Genomic DNA, 15,371 nt, shown 5'->3' with positions numbered 1-15,371 from the left:
ATTCGTCAAAACGAATCGATTACTTCGCCAACTTCCATAGGAAGATCAGACTCAAGAATGGAGGCTCCTTCCGCAAATATGGCCTTATACTTCTCGGCACGTTCTGCCTTTGTCTTCAATTTATCGTAGGTAGGTGCTGCTGAAATCATGCACATCACACCCTTTCTGTTGAAAAATTGATACATCGCCTGATTGGAATCCTTTAGTTCTGGCCCGATATAGACAATCATACGGTCGTAGGGTAATCCAGCGGATTTAAACTTCTCCAATGCAGCTTGATCTTTGATATGCATGGACATATACTGTTCTGGATTCTGCGCCAAATAAAACGCTGCCTGTTCAGTATTATGTACCGTAACCCACACCCAACTGTAGGCATTGTATTTTTTTAGTATTGCTGCTGTAGCCGCCAATGGTAAGTCTTTTTTATCTAAGTTGAGGATAGTTTTACCCTTTGCCCATTTAATAACTTCATCAAGTGTGTTAATACCATAGTTGGTCACATTTCCAGCCTGATCCTTTAGCTTCAGTTTACGCAATTCATCCCAGGTATAGTCTGCTATTTTTCCTTTTCCATTTGTGGTTCGATCCAATGTCGCATCATGCATCAAAATAGCAACACTATCCTTGGTATAACGCGGATCGATTTCAAAAATAGCCGTTGTTTTTTGCAGCACGGCCTCAAATGCCGCAATCGAATTTTCTGGAAGCCCAGCCTCAATCGTTCCCCGATGACCACTGACAATTTTTTTGTCGCTAGCATAGGTAAAATAATCTCGCATCGCCTGTGGAGAAGCAAACGCGAGTGAGTGGATTTTTTGTCCGACGACGATTGAGTACGACGAAACAAAAAGAAAAAAAGCAAAAAATGTTCTTCTCATGAATTTATAATTACGTTAAAATCTCTAAGCCTGCGACACACAAAAAACAGTATGCTAAATTAATCATCCAAGATCAATAAATCTTTAATAAAGCATTCAATTCGTGTAACCCCCTGCCCGTAAACATTTGCTTACCAATTCATATGCATCAAGTGCGACAAAATGAACTTGAAAATCACGACCTAACATCTATAAAAATCAAAAAAATAACGTATAGCTGTTGGCACAATGATAAAATAAACTATATTTGCGCATTAATTTATATTTGATCTAAATAAATTACCATGAAAAATAGAACATGCTATACAATGTTCAGCAGTGGAATACTTTTGCTTTTAAGCGCTCAACTCAATGCACAAGAATTATCCCTAATTGTCAAGGACAGTGACAATAAACCATTAAGTCAAGCGAATATCAAAGTTGACGGAAAAAACGTCGGCTATTCTAATCAACTTGGACAATTCATTTTTGCCAAAAGACCGTTGAATAATCCCATTCAATTGCGTGTGTCTTATACAGGCTTTTCAACGGTTGAAAAAATGGTTAATTTAGATACCGTTCAACAGCCCCTGTTATTTCAGCTCAATTCTACTCAACTTTTAGATGAAATTATCGTAACAGCTGGACGTAAAGCGGAAAACATTTCAACTGTTCCTTCTTCAGTTTCTATTTTAACCACAAAAGAAATCGAAGCTCAAAGTCAGATAAGCACCAATCTTTCCACAATTTTGGGTAATACCATCCCGGGCTTGGGAACCTCAACCAACAAAGCGACCAATTCTGGACAAACACTGCGTGGGCGATCTGTACTGGTGTTGATCGATGGAATTCCGCAATCTACACCTTTGATGAATGGACAACGTGATCTCCGGACCATTGACCCGAGTGTCATCGAGCGCGTGGAGGTTATCAAAGGTGCCACATCCATCTATGGAAATGGATCGGCAGGCGGGATTATCAATTACATTACACGCAATCCCTCCAAAGACGCTGCAGCTATCCAAGGAATCACCAGTCTACGAACAACATTCAATCCCGTACACAGCGCCGGCACCATGGGATATCGCATAGGACAAACCTTGTACGGACAAAAAAACAGATGGAATTATACCGTTAGCGGTTCGGCCGATTACGTTGGCTTGCAGCGCGATGGCGACGGAGTTCCCCTTGGTCAGACAGACGGTCTTTCGAACACCTATCAATACAATGCATTTTTAAAGGCCGGATACCGTATCGATAGTAGTTCCAATATTACAGCAGTGTACAACTTCTACAGAAGTAACCAACACAACAGATACATCAGCCAAACAGGTGTATATGGTCAAACGCCAACGATAGGCGTAAAAGGCGATGATCCAGGCAAACCTGCCGGAACTCCGTATAACCATAATGCCATGTTGACCTATACTAAAAGTAATCTATTCGCTTCGACATCCTTAACTGCTTCTGCATACTACAATACATTTCGATCCATGAACCGTTATGTTGAGAAAGCCTCTGCATGGTACGGTCCGGGACAAACACAGATCAACTCGGAGAAAAAAGGCCTACGCGTTAACCTAAACACACCTTTCCAGGTATTGGGTTCCAATGCGGATATCACCTATGGTGTGGATTTATTAAATGATGTTACGGATCAAAATCTGACCGATGGCAGGGTCTATATTCCCTATATGAATATGTTAAACGTTGCTCCATACGCCCAGGTAAAAATTGATTTCCTAGAAAACTTAATCTTTAAAGGCGGTGTACGTTATGAAAATGCAACAGTCAAAATAAAGGATTTCAATACCATCGCTACAGGTCCCAACAACGAAGGAAGTATTGCTGTAAAAGGAGGCAATATCCCCTACAAAGGAGCGACCTTCAATGCAGGTTTGCGTTACAACAAATTCGCGATCTTTAATCCCTTCGTGAGTTTCTCTCAAGGTTTCGCGATCAATGAACTTGGCCGTATTGTACGTCGGGCAACAGATAATGATTTAGATAGCCTAAAAACTGATCCTATTATCACCAATAATTACGAAATCGGATTCTCAAGCAATTACAGCATTTTCCAGCTATCAGCATCTTATTACTACAGTACTTCAAAAATGGGTGTTGAACTGGTGGACATTGGCGGTTACCTGATGCCACAACGTCTTCCAGAAGATGTGTATGGTTACGAAATTGCATTAAGCGCTCATATTTCGCCTCAATTGACCATCGGTGGAACCTATGCCTATGTGGAAGGAAAGTCAAAAAAAGACGATGGATCAAAATCCTACCTCAATGGTTCACGGATCTCGCCAGACAAAGCAACGGGATACATCTATTACACGCCAATCAAACCCTTAACCTTTCAGCTTTTTTGGGTACATACCGGGTCCCGGGATCGCTTTCTTCCAAACGATAAAGGCGTCTACAAAAACAGTGAAGGCCCCGTTAAAACTGTTGACCTATTTAACTTAAATGGAAATTACCAAGTAAACAAACAATGGTCTATCGGTATGGGTGTAGAAAACTTATTCAATAAAAACTATTACCCTGTTGTCAGTCAATATCGTGCCTTAAATGAAGAATACGTCAAAGGACAAGGTATGTTGGCCTCATTTAACATCAATTATAAATTTTAATATGTTTAAGACCGTCATTCTTTGGTTGCATAAATGGCTCGGAATCATCACCGGAGTTGTGGTATTCATCCTAAGCCTGACGGGCAGCATATACACCTTTCAGGATGAGCTCAAGCTCTGGGCTTATCCTGAAAAATATTTTATCTCCGATACAACCATCCACTCAAAAACTCCACTACCATTAAGCACACTTCTTGACAGCGCACAGAAAAGCCTCAAAAAAAATCAAAAAATCACGCGGGTTGATCTCTATCCTTCGAAGAATCGTACCTGGGTATTTCGTGCCATAAAAACGGACGAAAAAGCATTTGGCCATTGGAATTATTACCGCTATTACAAACGCGTTTTCATCAATCCATATACTGGCCAGGTACAGCAAGTAGAGAATTCAAAAACAGAGTTCTTTCAGTTAGTGCTTCAGCTTCACCTAAACCTCCTCTTCGGCAAGCAATATGGCCACCCTATCGTCGCCTGGTCAACGGTCATTTTTGTCCTTATCTTACTTAGTGGTATTGTTCTTTGGTGGCCAAAAAAATGGAAGGGCAAGAATCTCAAGCGCAGTTTTTGGTTAGATACCAAAGTCAAATGGAAGCGACTGAACCACGACCTCCACAATGTCATCGGATTTTACAGTTTATTTATCGGATTGATTTTTGCCATTACGGGACTCGCTTTTGCTTTTCCGGATTTTAAAAAGACCTATAGCGCAACATTCAATTTATTGCAGTCGCCAACAGCTTCTTCCACACGTAGCTCCCCTATACCCTTGCCCGCTGTGGAAAAGAAATTTCAGGACAATGCGCTGCGGTATGCCTTGGCAAATTATCCGGATGCTGAAATGATGTCGATCCGACTAAAAAAAGAGACCGAAACAGCAATGGATATACAGGTGAGACATCATGAAAAACGAAGTGGTGTATTTGACTGGCTTTATTATAATAAAGAAGAAAACAGTCTTACAGCAGTCAAATCCAGCAACGAATTGCAGTATGGGGATAAGCTCGGTGCACTTAACTATGATATTCATACCGGTGCCATCGGTGGACTCACAACAAAAATTATCGCTTGCCTTGCCAGTCTCTTTTGTGCTTCCTTGCCCATCACAGGATACATCATCTGGATGAACAAAAGCAAAAAGAAGAAAAAGAAAGGTTATCAACATAATGTTAATAAGTACTGTTAATAACTGTATTTTTCTTTTAAACAGGTTTTCAACAACGTTATTAACATAATGTGGAAAACTAACCCTCACCCTATTTACCGACGCAATCTCTTGTCCAAATTTACAGTAACACGATAAGCCAGCTGAAAAAATACCATACGAGAGAAAAAAGATGACAACCTTTAAATCGAGAAGAGCCCAACGCGCAGCAGGGCCAACAGGGCGACACTAAAAAAAGGAAGCATTCTTCAACATAAGGAACCACAATATACAGCCTAAGAAGAAGGGCGAGCGGGAAAAAAGAAAATCCGATGCACAGGGTACACCGGATTTCTTCAATAATAAACCAACAACTAACTTTACAGATTCGGGTTCCGCACAGTCTCTTCGTATGGGATAGCAAACAAATAATAAGGGCTATTTTCCACAAAATTAGATCCATTAGGAAACTTAATAACCCGGTGCCCCTGCCCGTTCACTAGCTTCGGTTTGCCATCTGCACCCACAATTTGGACTTGAATAGGCTTGCCGTCTGCATCAACATAAGATTTTCGTGCAACCTTTCCTTGTGTCCGAAGAATATCCGACAGGGCAAATCCTTCCCCCCAAAGCTCTTTTCGTCTTTCAATCAGGATCGCTGCAATTAATTGATCCGTATCATTTCCTGAAAACAGCTTTGCATTCCTCGCTGCACGCAGCTTATTCAAGGCTGCTACTGCTTTATCTTTTTCACCAGCCCGTGCGTACCCCTCGGCAGCGATCAAAACCATTTCCGAAGCACGCATATACACAATGTCACCGATCAAATTCGATTTAAACTTAAACTTCTTATACCGTAGAAAGCCCTCCCGACCGGGTAAATTATCCCATTCAAATAAAGCGTAACGCACATCACTGGTATCGAATAAATCTTTAAAATAAGGATCGGCCATAAAACTATAGTAATAAGATCCAGCTGACGAAACATCCAAATAATGAAATGTATAACTTGCCACATTTTGCTCGTTAGTTTGCTGATGCCCCCAAATCCACTCGCTATTTCCAAGATCATTAAAACCCGCCTGATAATCTGACGGAGTCATTAAATTATACTTCTGAGCTGCTTTTTCAGCATACGCTGCGGCCAGTTTCCATTCGCCAACCTGCAGATAAGTCCGAGCGAGCAAACCATAAACAACCTCTGCATTGATTTCGTATTTATCCGCTCGACCAGCAGAAGCCAACAAGCTTTCACTGTCTTTGAGATCTTTCAAGATAAGTTCATACACTTCTGCCTGTGTTGACCTTGATTTTCCTTCAGTCGATAGTGTACTGGGTTCGGTATAAATCGGAACAGATTTCGCATTTTTGTCCTTGAGGTAACTAAACTGATAAAATGTGGCCAGATTTAAGTAGGAAAATGCACGTAATGCTTTAGCTCTTCCCTTTAACACATTTTTAGTTTCAGTAGAGCCTTCGGCCCCATCTACCTTTGCAATGACATTGTTCATGTTATCGATCACCTTATACAACATAATCCAAAAAGAATTGACACGATTTGATCGATTATTTGTCAATTCGGTAAAGGCATAAGCATCACGATAGCCATATTTGGTGGTCACCGCCACATCACTTCCCATCGCATCACTAGTACGCATCACCGCTGTATATCCCGGATTAGCATAGGTAAAATAGGTATCATTTAAATACTTCCAGGTACCGTTGATCACCGTAGCAACATTGTCGGTGTTTTTAAAAACTTCACCTTCAGGCACTGCGGTCGTCGGATCCAGCTCAAGCGCATCCTTACATGATGCATTCACTAGGAAGAGCGCCAATATGATATATACAATTTTTAGTTTCATGATTTTCATTTAAATTCTCAGATTAACAATAAGGCATTAAAAAACAAGCTGAATACCACCAGAGATTGTTCGCATTGCCGGATAGCGAAAATAGGTCGCCCCATTTACCGTCTGTTCTGGATCCATTCCTTGATGACCATAAAATGTCAATAGATTTTCGGCTGTTGCAAAGACGCGAAGTTTTTCTACACCTATCCGCTTCAATAAATCCGAAGGTAATCGATAACCTAAACTTACATTTTTAAGGCGTGCATAAGTGCCACTGTAAAGAAAGCGTGTGGACGAAGAAGTCCAATTCAAGTTATCAGTTGTCAATTTAGGCACATCGGTCTGCGTATGCTCAGGCGTCCAGCGCTCGAGGATCTCCTTTGACCAAGCGCGTCCTGGATTATTACCGCTATGCATAAGCTGAATATAATCGTTATCTAATATCTGTCCACCCAAACTAAAACTCAATAAAGCAGACAAATCAAAATTTTTGTAGGTGAAACTGTTTTGAATCCCGCCGACAAGATCTGGCAATGAAGTTCCGGCAATAAAATTACCGGCCTTACTGTATTCCGAAGTTTTTTCACCTGTTTTATTACCGTCCTTATCAGCAGTATACCATTGCGGCAGACCGTTATCTGGATTTACTCCAGCCCATTCCGGCAGATAAAAATCATAGATACTTCCGCCTACGCGCAGGAGTTTATTCCCTGTAATGATCGGTTTGTTATCTTTTGGCAAAGCTGTAATCTTGTTTTTATAATGCGAAAGATTGACGTCTAAATTCCATTTAAAATTTTCATTTCGAACCGGGACAGTACGAATATCCACGTCGACACCTGTATTTTTCAGCGCTCCTATATTTGCATCATAGCCTGTATATCCTGTTGAATAAGCCATTGGCATTGTAAATAGCAAGTCTTTACTTCGACGGTTAAAGTACTCCACACTTAACGACACTCGGTTCTCAAAAGCGGATACGTCAACCCCCACATTCAAATTAAGGTTCGACTCCCATTTTAGATCCGGTGTAGCCAACCTGCCGGTATAGGTACCGCCCTTACCTAAGCTATTGGCAATCGTATAAAGTCCTTTATAAGCATAATAGGTACCTAAATTATCGTTTCCTTGTCCACCATAACTCGCTCTGACGGTTAACTGATTAACCGTTGTATTATCCTTCAGAAAATCCTCCTGCTTCAGTTTCCATGAGCCGCCCACAGACCAGAATGTACCCCAACGTTTATCCGGCGAAAAACGAGATGAGCCATCTGTCCGTAAGGAAGTTGAAAAATAGTATTTGTTATCATAGTTATACTCCGCTCTTCCCAAAAAGCTCAGTAACCTATAATCAACACTGGATCCTGTAAAATTATTAAGTTGAGATGCAGCAGCAGGTTCGTCAAAATAAGGAAGTACAAACTGTTGTCTGCTACCATTTATATTACTGCTGTTAAAATCATAGTATTCCTGTCCGGCCAATACATTGAGGGAATGCAAACCAAACTGCTTTTCATAGGTCAGCAAATTATTCCAGGTCTGTGCGACCGTACGGACGTTTGAACGATACACATACCCCCCGGTGTTCACACCATCGCCCAACAATGGATTAGTGTAGTCGTGCGTATTTCCATTGAGATAATCAAGACTATAAGTCGACTTGAACTTTAAGTTTTTAGAAAACAACACTTCCAGATAGGTTCGTGCAGATAGATTTTCACGGCGGATATCATTTCGATCCAAAGGAAGAGATGCTGCCAGATTATTACGTGGAGTCGCACCACTTGGACGATATTCTCCAAAATCGTAAATCTTGTTTCCGGCTCCATCAAGGACATATGAGCCATCCGCATTCCGCTCATAGTACGGATAAAAAGACGGGACCAGTCTCGTAAAATTTATAATATTAGCCGTATTACTGTCTTCAGACTGCGGATATTTTTGTTGTGTACTGCTACCACCTATATTCAGGCCTACATTTAACCAAGACTTGACCTTACTGTCAATATTTGCACGCAGATTATAGCGTTTAAAGCCCGATTCAATTGCAATTCCTTGATCATTGAGATAACCTCCTGAAATGTAGTAGGTACTCTTTGCACTACCACCGCTAAATCCGAGGTCTGCCTGTGTACGCACCCCAGTACGTTGCAATACGTCGGTCCATGGATCATTCCAAAGCGCTTTTGCTCCAGCAACCAATTTACCATCTACGCCGACCGGCTGTGGGTATTGACTGCCGTAAGGATTAATATTTAAATCTGTCAATACGGTCTTACTTGCATTGGACGCCGCTTGCTCTGCCGTAAGGCCATTTGATAGGTTTTTATTTCTTAAAGCTTCCCAATAGAGTTGAAAATATTCATCGGTCGACACCTGATCATAGTCACGAACTGCACGTGTTGAATAGCCCTGTGTAAAATTGAGATTAATCTTGGTGTTGTCGGAAGTCACACCCGACTTTGTGGTAATGATAATCACCCCATTTGCCCCTCTGGAACCATAAAGTGCACTTGATGCTGCATCTTTTAAAACAGAGATGGACTGAATGTCATTCGGATTGATGGAGTTAATATCTCCTGCATAGGGACTACCATCTAACACGATCAAAGGTGCACTGGAGGCATTAATGGAGCCGATACCCCTAATACGGATGGCTGCTTCAGTACCTGGCTGTCCCGAGGACGCCACGGACTGTAAGCCCGGTACCTGTCCCTCTAATGCTTTGGTAATATTTGACACTTGTCTATTTTCGATCGCTTTACTGCTTACTGTACTGACCGATCCCGTTATGTTTGTACGTTTGGCAGTACCGTAAGCCACGACCACCACCTCTTCCAGATCTGTACTGGAGGGTTTCAAGGACAATGTTAAGTTTGTGCTTGTTGCTTTTAGCTGTTGAGATTCATAACCAACAAAAGAAAATTCCAATACAGGTAATACGTCACCTGTGACATTGATTGTAAACTCTCCTTTTGAATTCGTTAAGGTTCCTTGATTTTGCCCCGAAATGCGAACATTTACTCCAGGAAGTAGGTGACCGGTATTGGCATCGACAACTTTTCCTTGTATAGCCCGCTGCTGAGCATAGAGCCTGTTCATATTGACCCCCGATAATGCTATAGCAGCAATAGGAATGTATTTAAGTTTTGCGTACATCGTAAGAATGCTTTACTAAATAAGTTAAGTGTGATTAAAAACAAAAAACACGGCGGCTTCTTGCACTCGAATAAAAACTACTTGTTTAATAGATTTTATTCGAGTGCAAATATATAACAAAATCCATTGAATTACTAGATTTTAAGAACTAAAAACAAAAAACATTAATATTCAGCAATTTAATTTATAATTATGTCTAGAAAAATATTTTTTCGTTAGCTAACTCACCATTATTGATCAAGCCATTTTTGAAACTTCGGGGACCGTTCCTCACTAACAATGACGACAATTCCTTCTGGGGTTGAAGGCATTAGCTCTAACTTGATTCGATTTCGACTAATCTTTAACATGGACTGGATGGCATCTATCCGAACAAGGAATTTCCTATTGATCTGAAAGAAAACTGTGGGATCCACCTGTGAAACGAGATGTGTGATGGTATCTTCAATAATATATGCAATTCCCGATCCTTTTTCTACGGCATACAGTTCTTTGTCTTCTGCCATAAAATAGGCGATATCAGCAATGGCCAGCGACTTTAAAAAATTACCGTATTTCACTAGGAAGCGCTGTTTGAGCCGAGGTTCTACGTTGGGTAGTAGCGGTTCGATACGTTTCATGATCTCCGCCAACTCGTCGCTATCGAAAGGCTTTAACAGATAGGCATAACCCTTATTTTGGAAGGCCTCCAATGCATATTGTTCGTAAGCAGTCGTAAAAATCAGTGGCACATCGATCGATACCTGTTTAAAAATTTCAAAGCTCAGCCCATCCATCAGGTGGATATCCATAAAAATCAGATCGAATTGATTTCTATTGATCGTCGTCACCGCTTCCTGAACCTCTTTTGCATTGGTAAAGATCAGTTCGCTTTCTCCATAGAGCGCAGTCAACATTTCCTTTAAGCCTACAAAAGCCCAGTCTTCGTCTTCGACAATCAGTATTTTCCATCCCATGGGTTGAATGTAATAAAAAATCCATTTCCCCAAAAAAAGAAAATGGATTAATATATATAGGATAAAAAAAAATCGATTATTTTAACAGATCGGGATTATTATTGATTGCTTCCTGTGGATAACGAATCACATAACGTGGATCGTTCTGCTGCAGGGTTACCGTCCTACCGAAACTACTGTGTGTGATCGCCGGTCTTGTCGTCCGTTTTAGATCATACCAGCGTAATCCCTCTAGCGCCAGTTCACGCTTGCGTTCCAGCAGAACCGCATCTAGCAATTGCTCCTTTGACAAACCTGCGTCGGCCTTCGTTTCTTTGGCGTATGCATCTGCGGTAAATCTGTTTTTCTTTAAAGCAGACAGGTATTTTAATGCTTCTGCTGTATTTCCCAGACGAACATAACATTCGGCCATCGTCAAATAAAGATCAGCATTTCTAAAACTCACGTTAAAACGGTTGTCTCCACCTTTGAGGGATACATAATCGCCCCCACTTTTTTGGAAGTAACGACCTTTTCTCAAATCACCTGCTAAATAACTGTCTAATAAGGCCGGTGAAATAAAGGAACTTGTACGTACTCCAGGAACAGATACTTTTTCCAAAGCCATAATCATCTCTGTGGATTCAAAATCATTCGGAAGTAGGCTTCCAGCAACATTGAGATCAACCAATTTGTCATTTATAACCAAAGCTTTTTTAGCGGCATCAATTGCTTCCTGCCACTCACCGCGGTATAAATGAACGCGTGAGGCCATTGCAAAAGCAGCGCGTTTGCTAAAGCGATAGTTAACACCTTTTGCCTGATCATCCACAGTCAGTAACGCTGTCCCTTTTTCCATGTCAGTCAGGATCTGCGTATAAGACTCTCCAATGGTCGCGGGAACAAAACGTTGTTCCAGGTCAATCTTTGTTGATAAAGGAACGCCCCGAAGCCCTGCATTGCTCGCCGAATAGACCTCACTGTAAAGATTTAACAACTCAAAATGAGCATAAGACCGCATGAGATAAGCTTCACCCTTGATCTGGTCTACTGTACCATTACTAGCCAACTTGTCATCGATCGTACTGATGATCTGATTCGTATAAAAAATACTTTTATAGAATGCCAAATAAGGATAAGCAATTGTTGCAGGATCGGGGTTTTGATCGTTCCAAAGATAGATATCTTTGGTTCTAGCCGCATCTGTCGAACTTTCATCCAACAATAGTTCATCTGTACGCAAGGACAAATAAGACTTATGCGCAGGAAAACCAGTATAACTACTTGTCATTAACCCTCTAAAATCACTTTCCGAGGCAGGAATGACCGTTCCTACCGGTTGTATATCTAAATATTTATTGCAGGATGCCAATGCACTAGCAGCCATTACCATTCCAAAATAAACTATTTTTTTCATGTTATAAATCAGTTAAAAGAATTAAAAACTTGCTGACAGACCAAAAGCAAAAGATTTGCTGATCGGCTGCGCATAATAGTTTCCATAAGTCTCCGGATCAAAATACCCTTCATAATTTGCTCCGAAAACAAATAGATTACGTCCTTCTACATTCACGCGTAAATTGCTTGCACCAATTTTTTTGCTTAGTGCAGGAGGTAGTGTATATCCCAAACGTACGCTATTGATACGGACATAACTCATTTTCTTAGCCCAAATATCATACTGGCTGAATGAATTGATTGGATCATTACTCTCCAACCACGCGTAGGCCATCCAGCGGTCATTTAATTCAGAACTTATACTTCCCAAAGCAGGCATATTACCACCCTTTTGTAGGACATTCAAAAGATCTGTTGTATAATTCTGTCCGCGGTCGACCTTCGCTGGATTATAAGTCGGTGTACGGCTTACCCAACGCTCCAGATTGAAGACAGCTGAAATCGCCAAGTCAAAGTTAGCATAACGGAAACGGTTGGTCATACCACCGATAAACTTCGGATCTTTACTACCCTTGTATTTAAATTTAGAACGGTATTCTGCAGCTGTCATGTCGGTTTGCGACATATAACCCGGCAAGAAATCAGCCCAAGGATCGTATAAACCATAAAACTCTTCAAAGCTTGAAACCGATCCATCTTGATTTCTAAATTGCATCACACCATCTTTATCCAGTCCAGCCGTTTCCAGCACATATAGACCACTGATTGGGCGCCCTTCCTGTGCCTCTGGTGCATAAGCCTTCGGATCATTCATAACCTTCAATAACTTATTGTCATTATGTGCGATATTAAAGTCCGTTGACCAGGAGAATTTATCTGTTTGAATCTGACGGCTTGATATGGTCAGTTCTACACCTTGGTTTCGTGCTGAGGCCCAATTGACCTGCACATTCTGGAAACCGTTTTCTAAAGGCAATGCACTATAAGCTATTAGGTCGGTACTTTTTCTGTTGTAATAGTCAACCGTAATATTCAATCTATTCTTCCATAGACCTAGATCAACTCCAGCATTATAAGATTGCGTACGCTCCCAACGTAATTTATCATTTGCAGGTATCTCAACCGTAACTGTTCCTTCATTATAACCCGGAATTAAAGTCGAATTTCCATACCTTCCAACGATAAATGGATAGGTATTCCGATCGACATTGCCCTGGATACCGTAGGAAGCACGTAAACGGAGATCCGATAACGCCGTTTTTCCTTTGATGAAGTCCTCCTCAAGTACGTTCCAGGATCCGGACAAAGACCAGATTGGTAAGAAACGATATTGCGGATCTACACCGAACATATTTGAGCCGTCATAACGAATACTACCATTGACGTTGTATTTACGATCAAACGTATAGGTCGCATTTCCATAAAAAGAGGCATATGAGTTCTCGATATATCCCTTACTATACTGAAGGAATTTGGCGTTTGTTTGATCATTACTATTTGGAAAAACAATACTTTGTGTAGTTAAAGTCGCTGGATTGTAGCCAAAACCTTTGGTTGATACGGCTTTATTCGTACTACGGCGCAGCTCTGTTCCTCCCATCAATTCCAGCTCATGTCTGTCGTTCCAAGTTTTGTTATATTTTAGGTAAGTTTTCCAATTATATTGGAAGATACTATTATTGATATTTTCGATCTTACCTCCTGTAGGCAAGAAATATTTATACGTTTTAGTTGCAGAATCGTAATACCGCGTCGAAGCCCGCAACTTGCGCGTATTATAACTTTCCTGATCGGCAAATTTTTCTGTGCTGTTTTCATCAAACTGCAAACCAAATTCGGAGCGTAATGACAATTGTGGAATAATAGTATATTCCAGGTAACCAATCGCTTTCAGTGCCTTATTCGTTAACGTATATTTGGTATTCTCCCTTTCTTCTATAGCATTGAAAGGAATATAGGTATCTTTTTCATAGCCTTCAATATCCGGATCATAATTGTATTTACCAGATTGATCACGTACAGTCAAGTATGGATTAACCAAACGCATATAATTACTAGGATTAGTAAAGGCATCGTCATCCTGGATTGGGTTCTGCCTATTTGAAACGGATCCTAATAGATTGATTCCAGCTTTGAATCTGTCGTTAATATTGAAGTCATTATTTAATGTCAAAGAATAACGACGAAGATCTGCTCCTTTTGTTGCTCCCTTCTCATCGTAAAAACCGCTGGACAAATAATAACGATGCCCGTCATTACCACCAGAAATTGAAGCTGAATACTGCTGATTCAAAGCTTGACGATAAAGTTCTTTTCCCCAATCCGTCTGTTGTGTGCGCAATTGATTGATTGACTGCTGTACTTCAGGTGATAAGGCTGCCAAACCACCCGAACGGTAAGCATCCAATGCATTTGCTTTGTTTAATATCCGCATAACGGCCCCCTTATCCGCACGATAATTTAAATCGGTGCGGTCGGCCATCAAGAGTTCAAAGTCCACTTTTTCATTGGCATCCATCAGGTTGAGTTTACCGAAATCCGGACGTTGCGTCACAAAAGTATTTGCTGATACCTGCAGTTTTGCAGGTCCAGATTTCCCCCTTTTTGTGGTAATCACAATGACTCCATTTGCCGCCCTCGCGCCATAGATGGAAGTCGCCGCTGCATCCTTTAATACCGTAATATCGGCGATATCGTCAGGATTGATACCCGCAATCGGAAGATTACTCAAGCTATTTAAATTGTCTTTGTCAATTCGTTTGGGCAATTCAGCTCCTTCAATCGGTAAGCCATCGATGACCCATAAGGGGTCTTGTGTGCCATTGAGTGATACCGTACCCCGGATACGGATCTGTGGCGCGCTGTTAGGTCCACCATTAAAATTACTCAGCTGCAAGCCTGCGACCTGACCAGCCAACATTTCGTCGATCGATGAAACTCCGGTTTGTTTGATATCAGCGACATTGATTTTATTGTAAGCCGTCGTATTCTTACGTTTTTTGATATCCGTATAACCTGTTACGATCACTTCATCTAAAGATTCACCACTTGGCTGAAGCAAGATTGTCTTATGATCCTGAAATACCGGCACCTGAATACGCTGGTACCCGACATAGCTAATCGTTACATATTTTAAATTACTAGGCACTTTTAAGCGAAATTCACCAGCCGCATCGGTCAATGAACCCAATGCCGACTGCTGCACCTGATTAGGTACACCGATATCTTCTGCTACTGCCGAACTTTCAACGACAACTGTCGCCCCCACGACAGGTTTTAAAGTGACCGCATCCAGAACCTTTCCTTTCAATTCTCTGGATTCCTGCGCATGCGCAACGTGCACACACATGAAGGTCAACGGTATTAAAAACTTATTCATTTTGGTAGAT

Annotated in this window: 8 protein-coding genes; 2 read left to right on the top strand and 6 right to left on the bottom strand. The window is 41.2% G+C overall.

Annotated elements, in window-relative coordinates; genetic code table 11:
* Nucleotides 1–5: 5 nt before the first annotated feature.
* Entirely contained in the window at nt 6–881 is an 876-nt protein-coding gene (locus tag B3P16_RS00630; protein WP_286767014.1) for a glycerophosphodiester phosphodiesterase family protein, read from the bottom strand.
* A 284-nt stretch (nt 882–1,165) separates the two neighbouring features.
* Here B3P16_RS00630 and B3P16_RS00625 point away from each other — a divergent pair, with 284 nt between their 5' ends.
* Together B3P16_RS00625 and B3P16_RS00620 are read left to right on the top strand one after the other, a co-directional pair.
* Entirely contained in the window at nt 1,166–3,496 is a 2,331-nt protein-coding gene (locus B3P16_RS00625) for a TonB-dependent receptor (RefSeq protein ID WP_115049656.1), read from the top strand.
* 1 nt (nt 3,497) lies between these two features.
* Nucleotides 3,498–4,679 carry a PepSY-associated TM helix domain-containing protein gene (locus B3P16_RS00620; RefSeq protein ID WP_286840909.1) on the top strand — a complete coding sequence of 394 codons (1,182 nt, stop codon included), beginning with the start codon at nt 3,498–3,500 and terminating at the stop codon, nt 4,677–4,679.
* Between the two features lie 338 nt (nt 4,680–5,017).
* Here B3P16_RS00620 and B3P16_RS00615 read toward each other — a convergent pair whose 3' ends face one another.
* The 5 genes from B3P16_RS00615 to B3P16_RS00595 all read right to left on the bottom strand — a co-directional run bounded on the left by B3P16_RS00615 (nt 5,018) and on the right by B3P16_RS00595 (nt 15,361).
* Nucleotides 5,018–6,502, bottom strand: coding sequence for a RagB/SusD family nutrient uptake outer membrane protein (locus B3P16_RS00615; protein WP_286840907.1), 1,485 nt, complete (start codon nt 6,500–6,502; stop codon nt 5,018–5,020).
* A 36-nt stretch (nt 6,503–6,538) separates the two neighbouring features.
* Nucleotides 6,539–9,649: a SusC/RagA family TonB-linked outer membrane protein gene (locus B3P16_RS00610; RefSeq protein ID WP_286840905.1), complete on the bottom strand. Its 3,111-nt coding sequence runs from the start codon at nt 9,647–9,649 to the stop codon at nt 6,539–6,541.
* A 230-nt stretch (nt 9,650–9,879) separates the two neighbouring features.
* Nucleotides 9,880–10,605 carry a LytR/AlgR family response regulator transcription factor gene (locus B3P16_RS00605; RefSeq protein WP_046673927.1) on the bottom strand — a complete coding sequence of 242 codons (726 nt, stop codon included), beginning with the start codon at nt 10,603–10,605 and terminating at the stop codon, nt 9,880–9,882.
* A gap of 76 nt (nt 10,606–10,681) precedes the next feature.
* Entirely contained in the window at nt 10,682–12,001 is a 1,320-nt protein-coding gene (locus B3P16_RS00600; protein WP_286752413.1) for a RagB/SusD family nutrient uptake outer membrane protein, read from the bottom strand.
* Nucleotides 12,002–12,022: 21 nt separating this feature from the next.
* Complete coding sequence (locus B3P16_RS00595) at nt 12,023–15,361, bottom strand: SusC/RagA family TonB-linked outer membrane protein (protein WP_286840902.1); 3,339 nt, start codon at nt 15,359–15,361, stop codon at nt 12,023–12,025.
* Nucleotides 15,362–15,371: the final 10 nt, after the last annotated feature.

Origin of the sequence: Sphingobacterium sp. UBA7631, from assembly GCF_002483935.1 — a bacterium.
Taxonomy (GTDB): domain Bacteria; phylum Bacteroidota; class Bacteroidia; order Sphingobacteriales; family Sphingobacteriaceae; genus Sphingobacterium; species Sphingobacterium multivorum.
This window is presented reverse-complemented; position numbering and strand designations above follow the sequence as displayed.

Coding starts and splice junctions, on each gene's coding strand:
- B3P16_RS00630 (WP_286767014.1), bottom strand. CDS start 881: ATGAGAAGAACATTTTTTGCTTTTTTTCTTTTTGTTTCGTCGTACTCA.
- B3P16_RS00625 (WP_115049656.1), top strand. CDS start 1,166: ATGAAAAATAGAACATGCTATACAATGTTCAGCAGTGGAATACTTTTG.
- B3P16_RS00620 (WP_286840909.1), top strand. CDS start 3,498: ATGTTTAAGACCGTCATTCTTTGGTTGCATAAATGGCTCGGAATCATC.
- B3P16_RS00615 (WP_286840907.1), bottom strand. CDS start 6,502: ATGAAACTAAAAATTGTATATATCATATTGGCGCTCTTCCTAGTGAAT.
- B3P16_RS00610 (WP_286840905.1), bottom strand. CDS start 9,649: ATGTACGCAAAACTTAAATACATTCCTATTGCTGCTATAGCATTATCG.
- B3P16_RS00605 (WP_046673927.1), bottom strand. CDS start 10,605: ATGGGATGGAAAATACTGATTGTCGAAGACGAAGACTGGGCTTTTGTA.
- B3P16_RS00600 (WP_286752413.1), bottom strand. CDS start 12,001: ATGAAAAAAATAGTTTATTTTGGAATGGTAATGGCTGCTAGTGCATTG.
- B3P16_RS00595 (WP_286840902.1), bottom strand. CDS start 15,361: ATGAATAAGTTTTTAATACCGTTGACCTTCATGTGTGTGCACGTTGCG.